This is a genomic window from Halochromatium glycolicum (genome assembly GCF_016584085.1).
Lineage (GTDB): Bacteria > Pseudomonadota > Gammaproteobacteria > Chromatiales > Chromatiaceae > Lamprobacter > Lamprobacter glycolicus.
The window spans coordinates 1-20,884 of sequence record NZ_NRSJ01000063.1 but is presented as its reverse complement, the minus strand read 5'-3'; the positions used below and the strand labels follow the sequence as shown (position 1 = coordinate 20,884).

Annotated in this window: 19 protein-coding genes; 11 read left to right on the top strand and 8 right to left on the bottom strand. The window is 65.1% G+C overall.

Going from position 1 to position 20,884, the window contains the following annotated elements:
- Positions 1-472 precede the first annotated feature (472 nt).
- Positions 473-958, top strand: coding sequence for a hypothetical protein (locus tag CKO40_RS21880; protein ID WP_200348578.1), 486 nt, complete (start codon positions 473-475; stop codon positions 956-958).
- Here CKO40_RS21880 and CKO40_RS21875 read toward each other — a convergent pair.
- The gene (locus CKO40_RS21875; RefSeq protein ID WP_200348577.1) at positions 901-4,254 is read right to left on the bottom strand and encodes an efflux RND transporter permease subunit; all 3,354 of its coding nucleotides are present in this window, start codon (positions 4,252-4,254) and stop codon (positions 901-903) included. The two genes, CKO40_RS21880 and CKO40_RS21875, sit on opposite strands and share 58 nt — an antisense overlap.
- A gap of 492 nt (positions 4,255-4,746) precedes the next feature.
- Between CKO40_RS21875 and CKO40_RS21870 the strand changes: the two genes are divergently transcribed.
- The gene (locus CKO40_RS21870; RefSeq protein WP_200348576.1) at positions 4,747-5,577 is read left to right on the top strand and encodes a metallophosphoesterase family protein; all 831 of its coding nucleotides are present in this window, start codon (positions 4,747-4,749) and stop codon (positions 5,575-5,577) included.
- A 67-nt stretch (positions 5,578-5,644) separates the two neighbouring features.
- Here CKO40_RS21870 and CKO40_RS21865 read toward each other — a convergent pair whose 3' ends face one another.
- Positions 5,645-6,679 (bottom strand): alpha/beta hydrolase, encoded by a 1,035-nt coding sequence (locus CKO40_RS21865; RefSeq protein WP_200348575.1) that lies wholly within the window; start codon positions 6,677-6,679, stop codon positions 5,645-5,647.
- A gap of 148 nt (positions 6,680-6,827) precedes the next feature.
- Positions 6,828-7,166, bottom strand: coding sequence for a rhodanese-like domain-containing protein (locus CKO40_RS21860; protein WP_200348574.1), 339 nt, complete (start codon positions 7,164-7,166; stop codon positions 6,828-6,830).
- A 704-nt stretch (positions 7,167-7,870) separates the two neighbouring features.
- Between CKO40_RS21860 and CKO40_RS21855 the strand changes: the two genes are divergently transcribed.
- Positions 7,871-8,758: a hypothetical protein gene (locus CKO40_RS21855; RefSeq protein WP_200348573.1), complete on the top strand. Its 888-nt coding sequence runs from the start codon at positions 7,871-7,873 to the stop codon at positions 8,756-8,758.
- 110 nt (positions 8,759-8,868) lie between these two features.
- On the opposite strand, the gene CKO40_RS21850 is transcribed toward CKO40_RS21855, so the two are convergent.
- A complete protein-coding gene (locus tag CKO40_RS21850; RefSeq protein ID WP_200348572.1) occupies positions 8,869-11,820 on the bottom strand; it encodes a UPF0182 family protein in 2,952 nt (983 codons plus the stop codon).
- 9 nt (positions 11,821-11,829) lie between these two features.
- Positions 11,830-12,660 carry an SDR family NAD(P)-dependent oxidoreductase gene (locus CKO40_RS21845; RefSeq protein ID WP_200348571.1) on the bottom strand — a complete coding sequence of 277 codons (831 nt, stop codon included), beginning with the start codon at positions 12,658-12,660 and terminating at the stop codon, positions 11,830-11,832.
- 1,644 nt (positions 12,661-14,304) lie between these two features.
- Here CKO40_RS21845 and CKO40_RS24675 point away from each other — a divergent pair.
- Positions 14,305-14,643 carry a PAN domain-containing protein gene (locus CKO40_RS24675; RefSeq protein ID WP_200348570.1) on the top strand — a complete coding sequence of 113 codons (339 nt, stop codon included), beginning with the start codon at positions 14,305-14,307 and terminating at the stop codon, positions 14,641-14,643.
- A gap of 284 nt (positions 14,644-14,927) precedes the next feature.
- Positions 14,928-15,887, top strand: a complete 960-nt coding sequence (locus tag CKO40_RS21835) for a sulfotransferase domain-containing protein (RefSeq protein WP_242477249.1) — start codon at positions 14,928-14,930, stop codon at positions 15,885-15,887.
- 93 nt (positions 15,888-15,980) lie between these two features.
- On the opposite strand, the gene CKO40_RS21830 is transcribed toward CKO40_RS21835, so the two are convergent.
- The 3 genes from CKO40_RS21830 to CKO40_RS21820 form a co-directional block, all read right to left on the bottom strand.
- Positions 15,981-16,349: a SpoIIAA family protein gene (locus CKO40_RS21830; RefSeq protein ID WP_200348569.1), complete on the bottom strand. Its 369-nt coding sequence runs from the start codon at positions 16,347-16,349 to the stop codon at positions 15,981-15,983.
- Positions 16,350-16,405: 56 nt separating this feature from the next.
- On the bottom strand, positions 16,406-16,918 hold the full coding sequence (locus tag CKO40_RS21825; RefSeq protein WP_200348568.1) for a cytochrome P460 family protein: 513 nt from the start codon (positions 16,916-16,918) through the stop codon (positions 16,406-16,408).
- Positions 16,919-17,252: 334 nt separating this feature from the next.
- Positions 17,253-17,618, bottom strand: a complete 366-nt coding sequence (locus CKO40_RS21820) for a TusE/DsrC/DsvC family sulfur relay protein (RefSeq protein WP_200348567.1) — start codon at positions 17,616-17,618, stop codon at positions 17,253-17,255.
- A gap of 337 nt (positions 17,619-17,955) precedes the next feature.
- On the opposite strand from CKO40_RS21820, the gene CKO40_RS21815 reads away from it, so the two are divergent.
- From CKO40_RS21815 to CKO40_RS21785, 6 genes are all read left to right on the top strand, one after another.
- Positions 17,956-18,648: a 3-hydroxyacyl-CoA dehydrogenase family protein gene (locus CKO40_RS21815; RefSeq protein WP_200348566.1), complete on the top strand. Its 693-nt coding sequence runs from the start codon at positions 17,956-17,958 to the stop codon at positions 18,646-18,648.
- Between the two features lie 8 nt (positions 18,649-18,656).
- Positions 18,657-18,992 carry a sugar phosphate isomerase family gene (locus CKO40_RS21810; protein ID WP_200348565.1) on the top strand — a complete coding sequence of 112 codons (336 nt, stop codon included), beginning with the start codon at positions 18,657-18,659 and terminating at the stop codon, positions 18,990-18,992.
- Between the two features lie 91 nt (positions 18,993-19,083).
- Positions 19,084-19,353 carry a hypothetical protein gene (locus CKO40_RS21805; protein ID WP_200348564.1) on the top strand — a complete coding sequence of 90 codons (270 nt, stop codon included), beginning with the start codon at positions 19,084-19,086 and terminating at the stop codon, positions 19,351-19,353.
- 202 nt (positions 19,354-19,555) lie between these two features.
- Positions 19,556-19,732, top strand: coding sequence for an IS4 family transposase (locus tag CKO40_RS21795; protein ID WP_200348579.1), 177 nt, complete (start codon positions 19,556-19,558; stop codon positions 19,730-19,732).
- A 143-nt stretch (positions 19,733-19,875) separates the two neighbouring features.
- On the top strand, positions 19,876-20,154 hold the full coding sequence (locus CKO40_RS21790; protein ID WP_200348562.1) for a hypothetical protein: 279 nt from the start codon (positions 19,876-19,878) through the stop codon (positions 20,152-20,154).
- Positions 20,085-20,558 (top strand): PIN domain-containing protein, encoded by a 474-nt coding sequence (locus tag CKO40_RS21785; protein ID WP_200348561.1) that lies wholly within the window; start codon positions 20,085-20,087, stop codon positions 20,556-20,558. The genes CKO40_RS21790 and CKO40_RS21785 overlap by 70 nt, the downstream gene beginning before the upstream one ends.
- Positions 20,559-20,884: the final 326 nt, after the last annotated feature.

Below are 20,884 nucleotides of genomic sequence, written 5' to 3'. Positions count from 1 at the left end.
GCTTTTGTCCGATGGGTGTGCAACGATTGTTGTGTAGCGACTGCTCAACTGAGGAGCCGGATGCGGGAATTCCGCACGTCCGGATCTGTGGGAACCACGGGTGAGCAATCACCCGTGGTCACCCGGCATTCGATCAGCGGTGTTAGCCGATAGGTGGCGGATGCCGACTGCTCGGCTGGCGCGGTCGGTCGAGAATGGCCTGTCTTCTGCATGATGATCGCTCTAACCTCAGGATGACCCATCGGATTATTGAACCCGGCGGCCCCTCTGCGTCAAGGGCGAGAGCCGCGCACGGCCGCACATGTCGAGCCCGTAGGCGCCGGGCGTTCGGCAACGGGTGGGCGCCGCCGGGTCGGTAGCCGATTCGCTTCAGTGCCGCTCAAATTTCGGCACGACGGTTGCTCATCCAGACGTCATCACAGACTCGGCCGCGTGGCGCGGCCATCACCAGCCTGCGTCTCGGAGGAAAACGATGACGACCCGCATCTACATTCGCGCCCGTGATCCACAGAACGGCCGGCGGCTGGTCGAAGAGCTGATCGCCGACGGTGTCCAGCCGGGCGCCTTTACACTGATCGGCAAGCAGCCCCCAGCTGGCCTGCAGGCTCAGACCCGCCGCTGGCGCACTGATTCGAGTGCCGCATTGCGCGGTGCACTCGTCGGCGCGGCCATCATGCTGGCCGTCTCGCTGTTGCTGATCCAGGTGCTGGAGCCGCTGGCGCTGGTTACGCTGGTCCTGATCGCTGCTGCTATCGGAGGCGGCTGGTGGTTTCGACGCAACCGCAACGTCAATCTCCCGGTGTCGGCCCAGCGTCAGGCCCTGCAGGCCGGGGAGCTGGTGATTGCGGCGGACCTGCCGGATGACGAGGCCCCGCGCCTCGAGGAGCGCGTGAATCAGCGTCACCCGGAGCTTCTGGTGCTCGGCCCCGATGCCGGCGGCTCGCCGCCGTTTCCCTGAGCCCCACCGAACGCCCAACCGGTGGCGATGCACCCGAGCGGCACCACCATCAGCGTCAGCGGCACCGCGACGATTGGCCCGAACAGCAGCGAGATCGCCATGCCCTGGAAGATCGGGTCGAACAGGATCGCGAAGGCGCCGGCCATCATGGTCAGGTCCGTGACCCAAACCGGCCGCAGCCGGGTGCGGCCGGCGTCGATGACGGCCTCGCGCACCGACAGGCCGCGGTTCATCGCCCCTTGGGCGAAGTCCACCAGCAGGATCGAGTTGCGCACCTCGATACCGGCCAGCGCGATGAAGCCGATCATCGAGGTCGCGGTGAACTCGGCCCCAAGCAGCCAGTGGCCCGGCACGATGCCGATCAGCGTCAGCGGGATCGGCGCCATGATCACGGCCGGATGGATGAAGTTGCGGAACTCGGCCACCAGCAGCACGTAGATCAGCAGCAATGCTGCGCCGAAGGCGATGCCGAGGTCACGGAAGGTCTTGTAGGTCACCGTCCACTCGCCGGACCATTCGAAGGCGGTCTTGCCCGGTGCCGGTGGGCCGGTGAGGATGCCGCGCGGCGCCTCGGTCCCATCGGGGGCGACATAGTCCTCGAGGTCGGCCTCGACCTGCAGCATGCCGTAGATCGGCGCGCCGAGCCGCCCTTCCATCCCGGCGGTGACGTACTCGACCGGCCGCAGGTCCTTGTGGTGGATCAGCGGGTCGGCTGGCACCTCGACGAAGCGCCCGAGCTCGGCCAATGGCACCATGCGTCGGCTGCCGCGACGCGCCGGGATCGGCAGCTCGCCGAGGCGGTGCAGCTGGGTGCGGGTGGCCAAAGGCAGCTGGAGCTTGATCTTTACCGGCTCCAGCGAGCGATCCTGGTCGATGTCGCCGAGGCTGTAGCCGCCCATCGCCATCGCCAGGTTGCGGGTGATGCTGTCGACATCGACCCCGTTGCGGCTGGCCTTCTCGTTGTCCACCTGGAAATGCCAGCGACTGTGCGGCGCCTGCATCCGGTTATCGACGTCGACCACCCCGTCGGCGGCCGCGAACATCGCGGTCAGGTCCTCGGCGAAGCCGCGTCGCACCGCGCGGGTCGGACCATGGACCTCGGCCACCAGGGTCTGCAGCACCGGCGGTCCCGGCGGCATCTCGACCACGCTGATCTGGGCATCGTGCTCCTTGGCCAGCGGGGTGAGCTGCTCGCGCACGGCCTGGGCGATGGCGTGGCTGCTGCGCGCGCGCTCGGCCTTGTCCAGCAGCCGGATCTGGATGTCGGCCAGCCAAGGGTCCTGGCGCAGATAGTAGTGCCGCACCAGGCCGTTGAAGTCGAACGGGGCCGCGGTGCCGACATAGGCTTGTAATGAACGTACCTCAGGGATACCGCGCAGCCGCTGCGCGAGCTGGTGGGCCGCGTTGGCGGTGGTCGGCAGCGCGGTCCCCTCGGGCAGGTCGATGACGACATCGATCTCCGGCTTGTTGTCGAAGGGCAGCATCTTCACCGTCACCGCCTTCAGCGGCAGCAGCGCGACGGCGGCGAAGAAGGCGACGATGATGCCGATCAGGAACAGCCAACGCGCCGGCCGCCGCGCGATCAGCCGCTCCATCATGGGCCGATAGGCGCGGTCGATCCAGCCCTGCAGGCGCCGCTCGCGCCGCGCCGAGCGCTCCAAGGCCGCGAGCTTCGGCCGCAGCCGATAGGCGAGCCAAGGGGTGAAGACGAAGGCTGCGAACAGCGAGAACAGCATCGCCACCGAGCCCAGGATCGGGATCGGCCGCATGTAGGGGCCCATCATCCCAGTGACGAAGCCCATTGGCAGCAGGGCTGCGAGCACGGTCAGGGTGGCGATGATGGTCGGGTTGCCGACCTCGCCGACGGCGTCGATCGCGACCGCCTTCGCCGTCGCGCCATCGGCGAGCCAGCGCCGGAAGATGTTCTCGACCACCACGGTGGCGTCATCGACCAGGATGCCGATCGAGAAGATCAGGGCGAACAGGCTGACGCGGTTGATCGTGAAGCCGAGGGCCCCGGCCGACCAGACCGTCATCAGGATCACCACCGGGATCACGGCCAGCACGATCAGCGCCGGCCGCACGCCGATCGCGATCAGCGACAGGACCGCGACCGCGGCCGTGGCACCGAGCAGCGACAGCAGCAGCTCGTTGACCTTACGGTCGGCGGTCTCGCCGTAGTTGCGGGTCACCGCCACCTGCACCTGGTCCGGGATCATCGTCCCCTTGAGCTGCTCGACTCGCTCGAGCAGCGCGTTGGTCACCGTCACCCCATTGGCGCCGGGCTGCTTGGCGATCGCGACCGTGACCGCGCCGACGCCGTTGGCCTCGTCGTCCGCCGAGTGACTCGGCCCGGTATAGAAGAGCACTGCCTGATCGGCCCGCTCGGGTCCGGCCTCGACCCGGGCGACGTCACCCACATAGACGGGGCGCCCGCCCTCGGTGTCGACGACCAGGCGCTCGATCGCGTGGGCGCCCGCAAGATCGTGCCCGGCCGAGACCGAGCGGTGGGTCGCGCCCTGCTCGATGCTGCCGGTGCCGCGCCCGGCATTGGCGCTGCGGATGGTCTCGGCGAGCTGATCCAGGCTGAGCCCGTAGCCGCGCAGCTGCTCGGGCTGCGGCTCGATGCCGATCTCGCGCTGGCGGCCGCCGACAACGAAGCCGTTACCGGTGTTCTCGACCTGCTTGAGCGCCTGCAGCAGCTGCAGCCCGAGCATTCGTAATCGGGCATCGTCGATCTCCTCGGACCAAAGGGTCAGGGTCAGCACCGGCACGTCATCGATGGTCTTCGGCTGCACCAGCCATTTGGTCAGGTCCGGCGGCACCTTGTCCAGGTTCGACTCGATGGTGTCATGGACCGCGACCACGGCCGGGTCGATCGGGGTGCCGACCTCAAAGCGCACCGTGACCAGTCCTTCCTCGCGGCGGCTGACCGAGTAGACATGCTCGACGTCGTCGAGCTCGCTCATCAGCCGTTCCAATGGCTCCACCGCCAGCCGGGCGACCTGTCCGGAGGAGGCGCCGGTATAGCGCAGCTGGATATCGACCATCGGCACCGAGATGTCCGGGTCCTCCTGCCGGGGCGTGGTCAGCAGCCCAAGGATGCCGATGCCGAGCGTCGCCAGCAGCAGCAACGGCGTCAGTGGCGAGTCGATGAAGAAGGCCGCGATGCGCCCGGCGATGCCGCGACCCTGTTCGGCCTCATCTGGGTGGGTGCCTGAGTGGTCTAGGGCGTCCTCAGTCGCCTTGTTGGCAGCGGTATTGGATTCGGTGTCGGCGGGGTCGTTGGAAGGCATCGTCAAAGGCAAGGGCTCGGCTGCGCCCCGGGAGGGCGAGGGGGATCTCTGGCCTGGAAAGCAAATCGAGTTCCAGTCGCTGCCCTGGCCTCGCAACCGCCTCCTCGCCTTGGCCCGAATCATGCCGCCGGGATCGTTGCCGATCACCAATGGGCCTGGGATCGAGGCATGGGGCCAGGCGTTGGATTGGGCGGTGGGTCGGGAGGCATTGAGTCCCGGTGTTGAGCCACTAGGTCACGCCAGGCGCGTCGGATCAGCGCCTCGTGACGCGTCAGCGAGCGGGTGATTTCAACCGGTGGTGGCGGCTATCCCCCAGGGCGATAGCTGCCCAGAGCTGGCCCAGAGCTGGCCCAGAACGGGCCCAGAACGGGCCCAGAGCGGGCCCAGAACGAGCCTGGCGCATGCGCGTCAGCCGCAACGGCACGAAGGTGGCGCGCTTTGGTTATCGTTGGTGCGCGAACGGCAACTCGACTGGCTGGAGGAAATCTCGCGATGGCGAGGACCACGCTCTACCACATCTCCGATCTGCACTTCGGCCGCGAGCGTCCACCGCTGGTCCAGGCGCTGATCGAGGAGATCAACGCCCGTGGTCCGGAGCTGGTCGCGGTTAGCGGCGACCTGACCCAGTCGGCGCGGCGGCGTGAGTTCGCCGCCACCCGGGATTTCCTCGCCCAGCTGGCGCCGCCGGTGCTGGTGGTCCCAGGCAACCACGACGTGCCGGATTGGGATCTGATCCGGCGTCTGTTGCGTCCCTGGCGGCGCTACGGCCGCTATATCACCGATGACCTGTATCCGCGCTATTCGAGCCCGACCCTCGCCGTACTGGGCCTCAACTCGGCCCGGCGCTGGTCTCCCCACACGGACTGGTCGCAGGGTCGGCTCTCCGGATACCAGATGCCTGAGGTCGAGCGCTTCTTCACCGGTGCCGAACCGACCGCGGCGCGGGTGGTGGTCGTGCATCATCCCTTCATCGCCCATGAGCTGGTGCTCGGGCGCGGGGTCATCGGGCGTAAGGAGATGGCCCTGCAGTGCTTCGGCCAGAATCAGGTCGACCTGATGCTGTCCGGACATCTGCACATCCACCACAGTGAGACCATGGCCGCGCGCGCGGGCGAGCGGGCGCTGGTGGCGGCCCAGGCCGGCACGACCTTCTCGGACCGTTTCAAGGCCGGCTATCCGAACAGCTTCAACGTCATCGAACTCGACCGGGACCACATCCGTATCCGCATCCGCTGCTGGTCGGAGGAGGCGGGCGGCTTCAGCGACTGCGAGCGACTCGACTACCGGCGCTCCGCAGCCGGTTGGGAGTCGGAGGCGGCCTGATGATTATCTTGCTGATAGCAGGTGAGTGCCGAGCAGGGGGCTTGGCGGAGGTGCAACCGGCTGCGCGCTACTGAGGGGCGCTGCTCGTCGGCTCGTGGTCAACGGAGGTCGGCGCAAGGGGCGGTTCGGCGGCGATGAGCCGCACGACGCCGTCCGGACCGGTCGCGCCTTGCTCGAGTGCCGCGCGGGCCGGCGCCTCATCGAGCAGCTCGGCCCGCAGCCACAGGCCGATCCAATGGGCGATAGCCCGGTTGGCGCGCGTCTGGGCGATGGCGGGGTCCATCGGGTCCGGGGCGGGACCGGCCGGGTTGTTGCTGTTGCAGAGACCATAGTGGTTCGCGCCCTCGACGGCGGCCAGCGCGCTGGGCGGCTCCAAGGCATCGTAGCTTTGGCGAGCCTTCACGGACGGCGCGATGCCGTCCAGGCTGCCTTGCAACAGCGCGACCGCGGCGGCCGAGGTATCGAGGTCATTGAACTCGCCGGTGCGGCGGTCGAACAGGTTAGCGCCATAGACCGCGGCCGCCTTCAATGCCGGTGGGGCGGCATAGTCGGCCGGGTCCGCCGAGCAGATGCCTGGCGCGCAGACGCCGGCGATCGCATAGAGTCCAACGACCCCGCCGAGGGAATGGCCGACGACGGCCATGTGCTCGGTGTCGACGATCTTGAACAGGGGTGAGTCGGCGTTGGCGTCGGCCTCAGTCATCGCCTCGTCGATGGCGTTGAGGGTGTCCATCTCGGCGAACAGGACCGGTTGCTCGAACTGCGGCAGCGTACGGGCATGATTCGGGGCCACGACGACGAACCCGAGCTGGGCGATCTGCCGTGCCAAGCGGCTGTATTCGCCCTTGTCGATAAACGCGCCCTGAAGCAGTGCCACCACCGGCAGCGCGTCGCGGAATACCTCGCGCACGGCTGGCGCGGCGCGGGGCAGATAGAGATCGGCCGGATCGCCATTGGGAAGGGACCACTGCATCCGCTCGACCGGCCGCAGGTTCGGCAGCGGTGCCGCGGCCGTGGTTGCGGTCGGGTCGAAGTCCCCGGCCCAGGCGGCGCCCAGCACCCAGGTTCCCGGCAGCAGCGCCAACATGGCGAGCAGCCGCACCAGTTTCGATCCCGGCTTCGATCCCGGCTTCCATCTCAGCTGCGGTAGCGCGCAGTGGTGGGGTCGGCAGAGGTCGGGTCGCGCTGGCATCATCTTCGGGATGTCTCCGGTTGACAAGGTCGTCCGACGCGCCGCTTGCGGCCCGTCCCTAAGCGGCCTCACCCTCGATCGGATAGCCGGCGCCCATCCAGTCTTCGATTCCGCCGGCGTAGCGATGCACGTTGCGGAAGCCGGCCTGCTCGAGCCGCTTGCCTGCCGCGTGCGATGCGTTGCATTCGAAGTTCGAGCAGTAAAGCACAACTCGGCTATCCTCGCTCGCACCGAGCGCCCGAATGTTCGCCTCGAACTCCTTTTCCGTCGCCGGCACATTGTACGAGCCGGGTATATGCGCCTGCTCGAAGGCACTCGGATCGAGCACATTGACGAGGACGACCTCCTCGTCACGATCCATCATGGCCTTCAGCGCTTCTCGCGTCAGTGTCTGCATGCCCGTTCCTCCTCTAGCCGTTTGCGTTGGTCCGCCGACGGGCGAGGGCGGTGTACCCGGTCGGCCTCATTAATTGAGACGAAGACGTCGGGACCTGGCTTAGGGGCTGTCGGGCCGACGCCGGTTGCGCGCCTCCGACAATGCGGAGCGCCATTCTGCGGAAAGCAAACCGGATACCAGTCTCCGTTCGACGAGCACGCGGGGTCACCACCAGTGACCCGCCGGTCGGCTGCTTCCGCTCAGAAGTTGACCCTTGGCTCGGCAGGTTTTCCACCGGGCGAATTGGCTATATCACCAATGCGGCGAAATGGATAACCTTCGCCGTCTGGAAGTCTCCGCTTCCACAGCAGGTTGCTGGAGCCTACCCGACATTGGTACAGCTGACTCGTTACGGCGCAAGAGACGCCGACAAGGCTGCTAGCGCGGAGGTACTGCTGTCCGCAAAGCGCGCGTACGTGGCCTGCTCCGCACCAAGCCGGCGCGCGAACTGCTGCGTCCACTCTGGTCCGCGTGCTTGCGCTTGTGACATCGTGCCGGGCCGCTAGGCGTGATTCAGTGGATAATCGATTGGCCGCACAGGTTTATCTGCATTACAGTCAACAGCGGCAGAGGTGTCGAGCATTGGCGTTTCTCTCGGTGTGATCGGGTTTCCAAGGCCGTGTCTCTCCCGCAGACCTGTCAGGTCTGAGTTGTCCTGCCCTGAGATGGATCTGGACAAATCCAGTTCGAACGAAGAAAAGAGAGATTTGCGAATGTTGAAGCCGTTTGCCCGGCTGATGTTGCCGGTACTCTTGACGATGATTGTTATTGCAGGGTGCGGTCGAGAACCGCAATGTGAAAACGACGGTGACTGCCCTGAACCTGGTGCTTGCTCGGAAGTCTCTTGCAATGCGGGTATCTGCGAAACGACGACGATTGATGATTGCTGCGGAAACGGTGTATGTGAAAGCGCAGTCGAAAACGAATGCACCTGTTCAGAGGATTGCGGGGCTTGTGCCGGGTACATTTCTTATACCACCGAAGACGGAGAGACAGTCGAGGCTGAATATCTCCAGAGGCGCTGTAGTGAAAGTAATATCTGTGAGGTTTCTTACAGAGAAGAGGAGCAAGTCTATAAAAAGGAGTTCCATGAGATCTCAGCGAATGGCATTGTGTTCAATATAGTCTTGAGTTATCCTAATCCAATGGCTATTAGGAAGAACAATATTGTCATTGAGATCGAGCTGGTCGAGATAACCGACCAGCGGATAACCTATCCTTTAACAATAACAAGCGCACTCGTGCTTGATGGGTCGATCCTTTTCGGTCGGAATGATAAGGGCTACCAATTTGAGTCTGTTGGCGAGCGCGCTGAGATAGTGATTCCTATTGTTGGGTCGGTGGAAGTGCCTGAAGAAAGACACAATCTGAGAGCCCGCATCGATTTCGGATACGTTTATCTAGATGAGAAGCAAGTCATGGAAGAAGGGATGCTCGTCTATGATGCATATGGGGAGCCAGTGATGCGGACGGTTAGGGATAAGGTAGTCAGCTCAACGATGGTGGTCAGGCTTACGGAGACCGTAACGCTTGTAGATGCAAGGGCCGGGTAGTTGCTCACGAGGCCGTTGTCTTTGCCAAAGCGCTCGGTTGTAAGCGTGAAGAAGATCGGTGAAGGCACGCTCCACCCGTTCGGGTTTCCAGCAGTGAATACAGCTTATGTCTATCCTCCGGTCGCGGTCTGCTCGGCCCCGGCGCCGCTCGCATCCCCCGGCGCCTCCTGCCCGGATGGTTGCCCGGACGGCTGCCCAGCGGGCGACTCGACAGGCTGCTCGGACCAGGCCGCGAGCTGCTCCAGCAATGCCTGCAGTTCGCTCATCGCATCGGCGGCGTCGCGGAAGCGGCCTTCGCCCTGGGCCTCGAGGTAGCGCTCGAAGGCGGCATTGGCGTTGGCGCCGGCCTGTTGCAGCGAGGGGCGCCCGGCGCCCTCGGCACCTGGTTGCTCGGGACCGAACAGACCCTTGAGTGCCTCGTCCAGGGTCTCGGCATAGCTGAGATCATCGCCTTGCATCGCCGCGACCAGCCGCAGCTCCGGATAGGCCGCGGTCTCGGCCTCCAGATAGATCGGCTCGACGTAGAGCAGGGTGTCGTCGAGCGGGATGGCCAAGACATTGCCGCGGATCACGTTGGAGCCGCGCTGATCCCAGAGCGAGAGCTGACCGGAGAGGTAGCTGTCCTGGTCGATCTTGGTCTCGACCTGCTGCGGGCCGAGCACGCGGCGCTCCTTCGGGAACTGATAGGCAAGGAAGCGCCCGTAGTTCTCGCCGTCCGAGAGTCCGGCGATCCAGCCGATCAGGACCTGGCGGTTCTTCGGCGTGAACGGCAGCATCAGCACGAACTCGGCCTGGTCTGAGCCGGGCAGCTCCCACATCACATAGTAGGGCTCGACCGGCTGCACCCGGCCATAGTGCTTCTCGGTGGCGCGCACCCAGAGGTCCTCTTGGTTGTAGAACACCTCCGGGTCGTCCATGTGGTACTTGGCGTAGACCAGCCCCTGGGTCAGCAGCAGGCCCTCCGGGTAGCGGACATGCCGCTCGAGTGCCTCGGGCATCGCGCTGCGCGGCTGGAACATCCCCGGTAGGGCATCGCGCCAGGCACTGAGGATCGGATCATCGGCATCGAAGGTGTAGAAATCGACCGCGCCGTCGTAGGCGTCGACCACCACCTTGACCGCGTTGCGCAGGTAGTTGACCCCATCGAGGCCCTGAACCGCGGTGGCGGTCGGGTCGCTCGGCGCATCGGCCAGCAGCGCACCGCGCTCGGTCGGCGCCGCGAACGGCTGACTATAGGGAAAGCGGGTCGAGGTGGTGTAGGCGTCGATGATCCACTTCAGCCGGCCATCGACCAGCACCAGATAGGGGTCCTGATCGAAGGTCAGGAACGGTGCCAGCGTTTGCACGCGCTCCTCGATCTGGCGGTGGATCATGAACCGGCTCTCGGGCCGAGGGTAGCCGGAGAGCAACAGTCGGGTGCCGTCGAGCTTCCAGCCGAACACGAACTTGCGCCAGAGGTTGCGCATCTCGACCCCGCCTGAGCCCTGATAATGGGCGTAGGCGTTCTGCTCGCCTTGCGGAAAATCGAACTCGCGCTCCGCGCTGTTGGCCACCACCGGCTCTTCGGTGAGCTCCCCGTAGTAGATCTCCGGGCGCTCGACCTCGAGCGATGAAGATTCGGCCTGCGGCGGGATGTCCTTGACCAGCAGGTTCGGCAGCCCCTCGGGCGTGAAGTCGCTGACCGTCGCCAGCGTGAGCCCATACCCGTGGGTGTACTTGAAGCGACGGTTGACGAAGGTCTTGCTCTGCTCGGGCAGGTTATCCTGCGACATCTCGCGCGCCGAGACCATCACCTGCCGGTAGCGGTCGCCGACCTGGTAGCGGTCCATATCGACATCGACGAACTCGTAGTAGAGCCGGATCTCCTGGAACTGCTTGTAGACGGCGTCGAGCGCGCGCCAGTCCCAGAGCCGGATCTCCGAGATCAGATGCTGGTTCTGCTCGACCGTCTTGCGGGTAAAGGACTGGTCGGCCGGGTACTGATGCTGCTCGACCCGATCGAGACCGAAGGCATGCCGGGTCAGCGCAATGTTGTGCGCGATGTACGGCTCTTCATAGGTGATCTCGTTCGGCTCGACCGCGAGCGCCTGGAAGCCCGACGGCAACAGGCCGGCCAGCACCAGCCAGAGCAAGATCACCAGGCCCCAAGCGGTCGTCGCGGTCACCACGATCGGCTCCAGGCTGGTCGGCGGCAGCGGTTGGATACCGGCGCCCGAGAGGCGCTTCCAGAGGCCGGAGAGCCGGGCGCTGGCCCAGGTGCGCAGCGCCGGCACCAGCGGCGCGAGACCGAGCCCGAGGCTCAACGCCGCCAGCGCCAGATAGGCCGGCAGCCGGACATTGACATCGGTCCAGCCCGGTCCGGCGGTAACGCCCTGTTGCGAGTAGAGCAGATCGAAGGCGTCCAGCAACGCGAGGGCGCCGATCAGCAGCCCGAGGAACGCGCTCGGTACGCCGGCCGCCAGCACCATCTGCCGTTGGACCCTGTCATCGGATGGCGCCCGCTCAGACGCTCGCTCGCGCAGCCGCAGCCGCAGCCCAAGCGCCGTGAGGGTCGTCGCCACGAGCACGATCAGCACCCAGGACAACAACCCGTGCAGCGCCTCGAGGAACGGCAGCGTGAACAGGTAGAACCCGGCATCGAGCCCCAGGATCGGCTCGCTGATCCCCGCCTCGGCACGATTCAGGAACAGCAGTGCCGGCTCCCAGGTGCTGAAGCCCCAGAGCAGACCGCCAACGGCGGCAGCGCCTTCGCTCCAGGGCGAGATCGCCGGCGTTACGCGCCGTGCCGGCGTCGCCAGCAGGGCGGCCAGGAGCAACGCGAGCAGGGCGCCGAGGCCAGCAGTGTAGACCCGCGCGCTGACGAAGGCCCAGAACCGATCAGCGAAGCCGACCGCGCTGAACCAGAGGGCCTCGCCCCAGACATCGAGGAGCAAGAATACAGCGAGGGTCAAAACCGCAAGCACGCCGCCGCCCCAGCTCAGTAGCACTTGCTTGCGGATCATGCCGAGACGCGCCAGCGCCAGACCGGCGCCGATCAGACCGAAGAAAAGGATCAGGTACATTGGGTGTCCTCAAGCCGCCTCGGCGAGCTGGTCGAGCAGGGCCATCAGCCGCCGGCGGGCGTCACCGTCGCGCGCCTGGACCTCGGGCTCGGCCTGGTCCATGCGGTCGAAATAGGCGCCGGTGATGTCGGCGAGCATCGGCGCCGTCGCCAGGTGCTCTTCCGCCTCGGCGCCGGCGTCGGCTGGACCCAGCGCACTGCCGAAGCCCTCCCGGACCATCTTGGTGTTGAGCAGGGTGCCGGGGTGCAGCGCGTTGACGGTGACGCCCCGCGGCTTCAGCGCCTCGGCCAGCTCCATGGTGGCCATGACCAACGCCAGCTTGCTCTGCGCGTAGGCGCGCATGCCGTCGTAGCCGTGGGTCAGCATCGGGTCATCGAGGTCGATCTCGGCTTGGGCCACGGAGGCGACCATCACCACCCGCGCCAGGCCGACATCCTGCGCGGTCTCGGCGAGCCGATCGGCCAGCAGCCGAGTCAACGCCACCGGCGCCAGCGTGTTGACCGCGAAGTGCAGCTCATAGCCGTCGTCACTCTCGCGGCGCGGCCCGCGCGGGTCGCCGACACCGGCATTGTTGATCAGGATGTCGAGGCGCGGTGTCGTCTCGAGCACCTCGTGGGCCAGCCTGCGAACCTGCCCGATCGCGGCCAGATCAGCGACCACGCCACGCGCCTTGCCGCCATCCTGCTCGATCTCGGCGACCACCGCATCCACCTTCTCGCGATTGCGCCCGTGCACCAGCACCGTGGCGCCGCGCGCGCTCAGTCGCGCGGCCGTTAGCCGCCCGATGCCGTCGGTTGCTCCAGTGACTAAGGCCACATGGCCTCGAAGATCATCCGTCATTGACTTACCTCCTCATACCGGATTCTTGAGTTCTGCAATAGGCTCTGAACCCTTTCTGACTGCCGCACAGCCGCGCAGGAGAACGACGCTCCAGATTCCGCCGAGCTTCGCGGATCTCTGCTCAGAGGTTGCTGGCTCGAGACGCTGGAATGTCAGCGTCCGAGGCCCCGTCGTGCACCAACGCAGCAAGAACCGAGCCGCGACAACCTCCAGCAGAAAAGCGGCTCAGGCAGGCCAACTAGCGAAGCTGATCAGGCAGGGAGTCGGCGAATCGAACAAGAAGGCATTGGGGGAGGCGTTCGGGCCCTTTAAACCAGGTTCGGAGGAAATGCCCCAGCAGATCTCGCGATCGCAAGCTGAGCAGGGACTCTAGCCGCTCTTGGCGTGGTTAATGTCCGAGCTGAAGAGGACGATAGGAGCAAGCTCGGAGGGTCGGCACGGATGCTGCGTCGCTGTTTGCATCATTCAGTCTGGGCGGCGTATTGCCTGCGACCGATCGATGGCAGGCCATTCTTCAATGACTCAGTCGAGGCTGGTCCTGGGGCTTGAACCAACGGCTGCAACGGCTGAGTTCATCTTATGTCACGCAAACGCGGGTAGGAGACGAAACGATGCACATCTGCCTTACACCTCAGCGCAGTCTCGTTCTGGCAACCTTACTGGTCCTTGCGCCCCTGGCGCTATCAGCGCAAGCCGCTGATGACCGGGTGCCTGGAGACGAATGGACCAAGGATGAGCCTGGCCAGCGACAGTTTCCGGGTAGCCAGTGGGATAGCGGCGGGAATCGTTCCGCCCAGGTTCCCGGCTCTGACTGGGAGACGGGTCAGGATACGGATGAACAGATTCCCGGCTCCAATTGGCAGAACAACCAGGATGCGCAGAAGCAGATTCCAGGGTCCGAATGGAAGCCGAGCGAGCCGCCATCGACGGAACAGATTCTGGGCTCTCGCTGGGGAGAAGACCGCAGCGTCCGATAGCAACCTTTTGAAATTACAGCACCACCCAAGACCCAATACTGGAGATCAACATGCCTATCCCGAATCGATTTCGCTATCCGATTTGGCTGATCAGCGCCTCTGCGCTCGTCGCTCTGGTCCTGACGGCGCAAGCAAGCGAGGAGCAAGTGCCCGGAAATGAGTGGGCAGAACAGGATTCAAGCGAGAAGCAATTCCGAGGGAGCAGTTGGAAGCCTACTGACGAGAAAAGAAGTCAATTGCCGGGCTCTCAGTGGGAGATCAGTCCAAAGGCGCCAGAGCGGTTTCCAGGCTCGAAATGGGAGCCAGGGAATCCACAGAAACCGGCCGAAGTTCCTGGCAATAGCTGGCAAGGAGATCAGCCGGGTAGTTAGGAGCAAAGGATCAGTTTGTGCTCAAACAGACGAGTCATTCCAACTTCTGGCTCCCAGTCAGCCTTATGGCGCTGGTCTGGATGTCAACGGCGCAGGCCGCTGACTGTGGGACCGGTGAGGGGCCTGTGAAATGGGACAGCTTCCGCAGCCAGGGTATGGGGATCTCAGTGGATTATCCGGTCGGCGCCGCCTTTACCGAGCCGCGAATCAACAGCATTCAGATCGCCTGCGAGGCGAGATTGCAGTCAGCCGCCGATGATCCTGACAGGCTGGTCTACAGGTAATAGGGCCACGGAGTGAGAGTCGACGCGATTCGCAATCAGCCGAAATCCGATGGGAGGACGCGTCCCGATCAGGGCGGCGGCGTGCGCTGGCTGGATTATGTCTCTGCCGGCGCGCCCGTGACTCGGGAATACAACGTCAACCGCCGGGGGGCCGACTATCGCAACTTCGACTTGGCGAGCGAGGACCCGCAGGCCTGCGCTCAAGCCTGCGCCGAGGATGCCAAGTGCCAGGCCTACACCTACGCCCCAGCCGGCCACTGGGAGGGCTCACCACCTCAGTGCTGGCTGAAGGACAGCGTGCCGCCCCGAACCGAGGTCGCGGATCTCGTCTCTGGCGTCAGGCTCGAGTGACGGCCGTCCAAGGAGGCCGAGAACGCGGCCATGTGGCGACGACAGTGCATGGATAACCAAAGGAGCAGCCCATATCGTCTTCGTGTTTGCCGTTGGCTTGGGCAGCCCTTTGGCTGTTGCTGACGGCTTGCATCGCGCAGCCGTTGGCAAGCGCTGACAAAGGCTCTAAACCGCGTCCAGAGACAGAAGCGTCATTTTTCCGCAGTAGGCGCGGTCAAAATTGCACATCCCAAACTGGACGCAGTGTAGAACGGTTTAAAGGCCCCCGAAACGGGGAGGACGGAATGATGCCGAAGAGGTTCTCGAGCGATCCGGTGTCGGTGGGCTCCAAGCCTGATCACTCCAACTCAGAGAGCCCCGAGCCGCAGCACGCGTCACGCCCTGCCGCGCGCTGGGGCGAGCGGCATCCGCTGCACGATCCCTGGATACTCGCCCATTTCCAGGCCCGCCCGACGGACGTGCTCATCACCACCGCGCCCAAGGCCGGCACCACCTGGATGCAGCAGATCCTGCATCAGCTGCTGACCGGCGGGGATACCGACTTCGAGGACATCGACCAGGTGGTGCCCTGGCTCGAGCGTCAGCGTCCGCCGCGGGCCTGGCGCGAGGTGCTGGCAGACTTCGAGCAACGCCCCGATCCACGCCTGTTCAAGACCCATTGCACCTGGGAGCAGACCCCCGGCCGCGAGACCGCACGCATCGTGCTCACGGTGCGCGACCCGCGCGACTGCTGCGTCAGCTTCTACCATCACTTGATGGACATGTCGGACAGCGCCCTCGAGCAGGACCAGCTCGAGCGCCCGCCGAGTCTCGATGCCCATGTCGACCAATGGCTCGCCTTCGGCGCCTGGTTCCGCAATGTCGCGAGCTGGTGGCCGCAGCGGCAGCGCAGCAACCTGCTGATGTTGCGCTACAGCGATCTCAAGGCCGATCTGCCCGGCGCGATGAGGCGGATCGCCGGCTTCCTCGGCTGGTCGCTGACGGCCGAGGCCCTGGAGCGTGCCGCGCACTACAGCGCGTTCGCCTGGATGAAGGCCCACAGCGAACGCTTCGCCGGCCGCAACGCCGACGGCACGCCGATGTTTCGCACCGGCGGCTTCATCCGCAAAGGGCAGACCGGCGACCACAAGACCCATCTTACTGCGGAGCAAGAGGCCAAGATCCTCCGTCGCTGCCGGCAGGAGCTGCCGCCGGATTGCCTTGCCTACCTGGGACTGCCTACAGATGGCGGGCCGGCTAGCTGAGCGGCGGGCGCAGGCCCGGCTTCGCCACGAGGGGAGGGCTGGGAGCCCGCGCCGCGGATGTCGCAGGGCAAGCGCCTCCGGTCACCAGACGAGCTAGGCCGCCTGCGCCAGCCAGGTCCGGGCGACCTCCAGCTCGGGGCGCTTGAAGTGCTTGAGCTCGGCCTTGAGCACCGGGTTCAGCATGTTCACATAGGCGCCGATCCAGCCCTGATCGGCGACCACCGCGACATGGGTCACGTCGCTCAGGTGCTCGAAGCTGAACTTGATATCATCCCACAGCTTGTTCCAAGGGATCGGCGGCGTCTCCAGCTCGCCGACGTTCTCCAGCACACGGATACGGCCATGGCGCTCGATGGCGCCCTTGAAGGCGGCGAGCGCGTCGTCGAACTCCTGCGCCGTGATGGAGCCGGAGACCGTCATCTCGACGATGTTGCTGTCAGGCTGTTCATGGACCTCAATCATGCTTTGACCTCGTCACTGGATTGATGGCGTGGCCGCCGGGGCAGCTTGGCGCGGCGTCATTTCGGCGTCCAGCCGAGCTCGCCGACGTGATGCGGCTGCGAGAACACGAAGTCGCGCTCGCGGACCTCGGTGTGGCACTCGAAACAGTCCTTGACCGGGTCGATCTCGTGCGCTGAGCCATCCGGCGCCAGCAGTGCGAAGCGCCAGCCGCCGGTCTCCTCGGCCCCCTCGACCTTCTCCATCAATGCGATCGCCTTGCCCTCGCCCTCGTTGCGAATCGGCCCGTCGCGGGTGATCTCGTAGATCAGACCCACGAACTCGGTGCCGACCGGATAGGGGCCGCCCTGACGGAACGCCTCCATGCCGGCGTCGTTGACATAGAAGTGATGGAAGCCGTGCAACGGGTTCTCCGGATCATCGATGGCCACGGCATTGATGAACTCATGGTCGTCTAGGTTCTGCGGCATCGCGCCGACTTGGTCTCGCTCCGCCTCGGCCGCTGCGGTCGAGGCGGCGAGCAACAATGTTGTCCATGCGATCAAGGAGGGGAGGCGCGGGACAGGAAGCATCGTGTCACTCCGCTGTTGGCTGGTCTCGTATTGGTGCTCGATAGGGCTGCAGATGCCATGCCCATCTCCATCAGGTTCCCAATCCGTTTGAAACCAGGCCCCCAAACCGCGGTGACGCCTGGATGAGTCCCATGGCGGGCGCAGATGCGTTCGTGGATTTGAGCCGCATGCCGGTTGCTTTCGTCCGATCCACCGAACGCCATTGCAATACCTGAGCACAACCGGCCTAGTGCAAGACAGCGGAAATCCCAAGATCGGGTGATGTGGTTGCGGGGTTAGGCCACGGTGCCACCTGCGGTTCATAGGCACCGCGACTTGCCGAAATGCCCCTGGGTCAGCGCGCGACGCCGAAGCCCTCGTCCTCGGTGTAAGGCGGGACCGGGAGGCCGGCGATCTTGAGCCCCTGCATGACGGGGCCTTCGGGAAACAGCCGGCGCAGATGGCGGCGTCCGCCGCGCTCGGCGAAATGCTCATTGAGCCGATCCGAGAGGGTACGGCCGCTCTCAGGCGGGCCATGCTCAAGATAGTGGTTGCGCAGCAGGTTGACCACCTCCCAATGCTCGTCGCCGAGCTCGATCCCCAGCTCCTGCGCCTTACCGCGCGCGTCGTCATCGCTCCACTCGGCGACCTCGCGCTCGCGATCGGCGCGGGACGGATTCACGACGTCGGTCATCTCGAAGACCTGCTTGATATCACCCATGAGCGATTCTCCTCGTTTCAGCGTTGGCAGGAATATCGGCCTCGGCAGGCACGGTCCGGCGGCAGCCGGCTGCAGCACACACCGATGCCAGGGTCATCCCTTTCAATTACGCATGTGAGATGCCAGGCGGTAGCCGAGGGCGACGGGGGTCTGACAGGCTCGGCGCAGAGCGCTCACTCTCTCACGAAATAGTTGCCGTAACCGGTGCCTCGCCACTCCGTATGGCCGGAGATGTAGTTCGTATTCCAGGTGTGAAGCAGCAACCGCTCCAGCGTCTTGGCTTCGCCACCGCTCGTCGCAGGCCTTCTGCCGCGAGATCGGCAAATTGCCGGCGCCGGTGCGCAGCTATCCGGGCTTCCTGGTCAATTGGGCGCTGATTCCCTACCTGCTCGAGGCCCTGGTACTGATGGAGGAGGGCCTGGCGCCGGAGGCGATCGATCAGGCCGCGGTCGCGTTCGGGATGCCGATGGGACCGATCGAGCTGGCCGACCAGGTCGGGCTCGACATCGGCCTCGATGTCGGGCGCATGCTGATCGAGGCCGTGGACAAGCCGATGGCCGAGCTCCCGGACTGGCTCGTGCAGAAGGTCGCTGCCGGCGAGGTCGGCAAGAAGGCTGGGCAGGGCTTCTACCGCTGGCGTCACGGCAAGCCGCGCAAGGCCGCCGAGGCGGCGCCCGGCAAGCCGGCGCCCAGCAATCAGGCGTCCAGCAATCAGGAGACTAGCAAGCCAGCATCCAGCAAGCCGGCGACGAGCGAGGAGATCACCGACCGGCTGCTGCTGCCGCTGCTCGACGCCTGCGTCGAGTGCCTGCGCGAGGGCGTGAGCGAGGATGCCGACCTGCTCGACGGCACGCTGATCTTCGCCACCGGCTTCGCGCCGTTCCGCGGCGGACCGCTCCACTATGCCCGCACCCGCGGGGCCGATGCGCTGGTCGGGCGGATGAAGGCGCTGGCCGAGCGTCATGGCGAGCGCTTCCAGCCCCGATCCCCAGGGTGGTCGGCATTGCAGACCAATCTCTCCGGAGGCTGAGCGATCCGATGGCCACCGCAACCACCCGCTTTCACGACCCGAGCGCGCTCGCCGAGGCCGTCTATAAGCGCCTGCGCGCGATGCCCTGGTCGGAACGGCAACGCTTCCGGATGATGGGGGTCGGCTACACCAATGAGCTGCTCGGCGACGAGCAGGGCAAGCGGGCGGTACGGGTGCAGGCGCGCTTCATCAACAACGCGATGAAGGCGACATTGCACGGCGCCGCAGTCTCGGACGCGCTCGAGGACGGCCGCGTGGGGTCGGACCCGGTCAATGACGAGCCAGATAGGTATTGGGACGATAGGTGTAGGGAGCTAGCCCGTGCCAGGCGGCTTGAGAGTTGACTCTTGGCTTCCAGCATGTTGGCTTTCATTCGAGGGCTGCTCCCATCTTGAACTGCCTCGATCCCAACGCTTCGATACAGAGGAGTCGATCATGTACGCAGAGAAGATGGTCGTGCATACCGACGCCGAAGGGCGTCTGATCGAACATCCCCCGTTACCGCCCAATGCGACGCTGGAGGCAATCTATCTCGGCACCATAGATCAGCCTCATGAGCCGTCCGAGCGCAAGCCGTCGTCGGCTGAGATCGCCCGTCGCCTCGCAGCAGACCGTGTCGGCACGGTGTTCGGTGATCCCCTCGAGTGGCAACGGGAAACACGGCAGGATCGCTCCCCGCCGCATGACCGGCCTGCCGCATCATGATGAAGCTGCTCGATAGCAATATCCTGATCTACGCCGCCCAGCCACAGTATCCGCAAGTCCATGCCTTTCTCGATCATGGCCCGTTTGCCTACTCTACGGTCACCTTGGGATATCGAGCTGTTCTGCTTGGTCTTAAAGCAAGGCTGTCGGGTCGAGGCGCTGCAGCTCTCGACCGTCCAGCTTAACCCTCGCCAAGAAGCGCCTGCCCAAGCAGGCACCAAAACTCAACACACTCATCCGGCTTATCGCCGGCCTCGGCGACTTCCTTGGACGCAAGTGCGATGGCGAACCCGGCATGCAGACGTTTTGGCTGGGGCTGCAGCGCGTGCGGGACTTCGCCGAAGGGATGCGTTTCGTTCAAGGCTTACCGGCCATCTAGCCGAGTTATGTGCAAAGAGATGCCCCGGGGCAGGCCCCGCGTAGCGCCCCGTTGCGTTACAAGCTAGAGGATAACCGCGAGCTGTTGTCCGATCTGATGGGGCAGACAACAATGTATCGAGTCATCGATCAGGAGCCACATCTATGAACGCTATCGAATTCGACGCGCTGCCAGAGCAGCGCAGTATCCATCTCCCTGAGGAAGTGCCGGATGGCGTGCGCCTGCGTGTGGTCTTGCTCTGGGAGCACCCAGGGGCGAAGGAAGATGATCTCAAGACGCTTTTTGCGAGCACCACTGAGGGGCTGACCGATGAGGACTTGGGTCGCCCTAGTGATCTCGGACGAGATCTCCAATGGGGTATCGGATCGACACCAACGTCTGGTCGGAGCTTCAGAAGGGCAAACGAGCTAATGCCGGCGTGAGGCGCTGGTACGCCTCCGTTGAGCCTGAGGCTTTGCATGTCTCCGTGCTGGTTGTCGGTGAGGTTCGACGGGGCATCGAGCGTTTACGTCGCCGCGATCCGCAGCAGGCTGAGCGGCTCGAGCAGCGCCTTGAGGCACTCAAGGTGGCTATGGGAGATCGCATCCTTCCTATCTCGGCCGCGATTGCTGAGCGTTGGGGCACCCTTGGGGTACCCGACCCACTCCTGCACTACCTGGTCGGCATGCCCGTGAAGCGCCCGCCGGCCGATGAGAAGCCGCGTGCGCAACTGCGTTGCCGCTGCTGCGCTGCGCCGATGCGCATCGTGCGAACCGGCATGCCGCCGCGACCGCAATCCAGCGCATCGCCGCCGCCGCTCGCCGCCGCCGAGGCGCCGGTGATGTAGCCGCCGCCGACAATCCGACCACTCGGTTTTCGGCTGCCGCAGGCCGAGGACTGTGCTCGGCTCCATTTCGGGCCAAACAGCGCGCGATCCCCGCTTCGGCCTGCCACCGTCGCCGCAACGGCGACGAAGAAAGCCGCCGGTGCGCCGGCCGCGGGTCCCCGCGGCCGGCGCACCACCGGCTTCATGGAAGATGTTTTCTTTGCGCCAGGCAAAGCCTGGAAGAGGGGGATGATCGCGAAATGATTTGAGTGATCGGAAACCTCTTATTGTGACCCGCCGGGTGAAAGTCCCGAACCGGAAAGGACTGGCCATCCACCGGAACCGAG

What these genes read in the sequence shown, in the direction of transcription:
- CKO40_RS21880 (WP_200348578.1), top strand. Translation starts at nt 473, where the DNA reads ATGACGACCCGCATCTACATTCGCGCCCGTGATCCACAGAACGGCCGG.
- CKO40_RS21875 (WP_200348577.1), bottom strand. Translation starts at nt 4,254, where the DNA reads ATGCCTTCCAACGACCCCGCCGACACCGAATCCAATACCGCTGCCAAC.
- CKO40_RS21870 (WP_200348576.1), top strand. Translation starts at nt 4,747, where the DNA reads ATGGCGAGGACCACGCTCTACCACATCTCCGATCTGCACTTCGGCCGC.
- CKO40_RS21860 (WP_200348574.1), bottom strand. Translation starts at nt 7,166, where the DNA reads ATGCAGACACTGACGCGAGAAGCGCTGAAGGCCATGATGGATCGTGAC.
- CKO40_RS21855 (WP_200348573.1), top strand. Translation starts at nt 7,871, where the DNA reads ATGGATCTGGACAAATCCAGTTCGAACGAAGAAAAGAGAGATTTGCGA.
- CKO40_RS21850 (WP_200348572.1), bottom strand. Translation starts at nt 11,820, where the DNA reads ATGTACCTGATCCTTTTCTTCGGTCTGATCGGCGCCGGTCTGGCGCTG.
- CKO40_RS21845 (WP_200348571.1), bottom strand. Translation starts at nt 12,660, where the DNA reads ATGACGGATGATCTTCGAGGCCATGTGGCCTTAGTCACTGGAGCAACC.
- CKO40_RS21835 (WP_242477249.1), top strand. Translation starts at nt 14,928, where the DNA reads ATGATGCCGAAGAGGTTCTCGAGCGATCCGGTGTCGGTGGGCTCCAAG.
- CKO40_RS21830 (WP_200348569.1), bottom strand. Translation starts at nt 16,349, where the DNA reads ATGATTGAGGTCCATGAACAGCCTGACAGCAACATCGTCGAGATGACG.
- CKO40_RS21825 (WP_200348568.1), bottom strand. Translation starts at nt 16,918, where the DNA reads ATGCTTCCTGTCCCGCGCCTCCCCTCCTTGATCGCATGGACAACATTG.
- CKO40_RS21820 (WP_200348567.1), bottom strand. Translation starts at nt 17,618, where the DNA reads ATGGGTGATATCAAGCAGGTCTTCGAGATGACCGACGTCGTGAATCCG.
- CKO40_RS21810 (WP_200348565.1), top strand. Translation starts at nt 18,657, where the DNA reads ATGGCCACCGCAACCACCCGCTTTCACGACCCGAGCGCGCTCGCCGAG.
- CKO40_RS21805 (WP_200348564.1), top strand. Translation starts at nt 19,084, where the DNA reads ATGTACGCAGAGAAGATGGTCGTGCATACCGACGCCGAAGGGCGTCTG.
- CKO40_RS21790 (WP_200348562.1), top strand. Translation starts at nt 19,876, where the DNA reads ATGAACGCTATCGAATTCGACGCGCTGCCAGAGCAGCGCAGTATCCAT.
- CKO40_RS21785 (WP_200348561.1), top strand. Translation starts at nt 20,085, where the DNA reads ATGGGGTATCGGATCGACACCAACGTCTGGTCGGAGCTTCAGAAGGGC.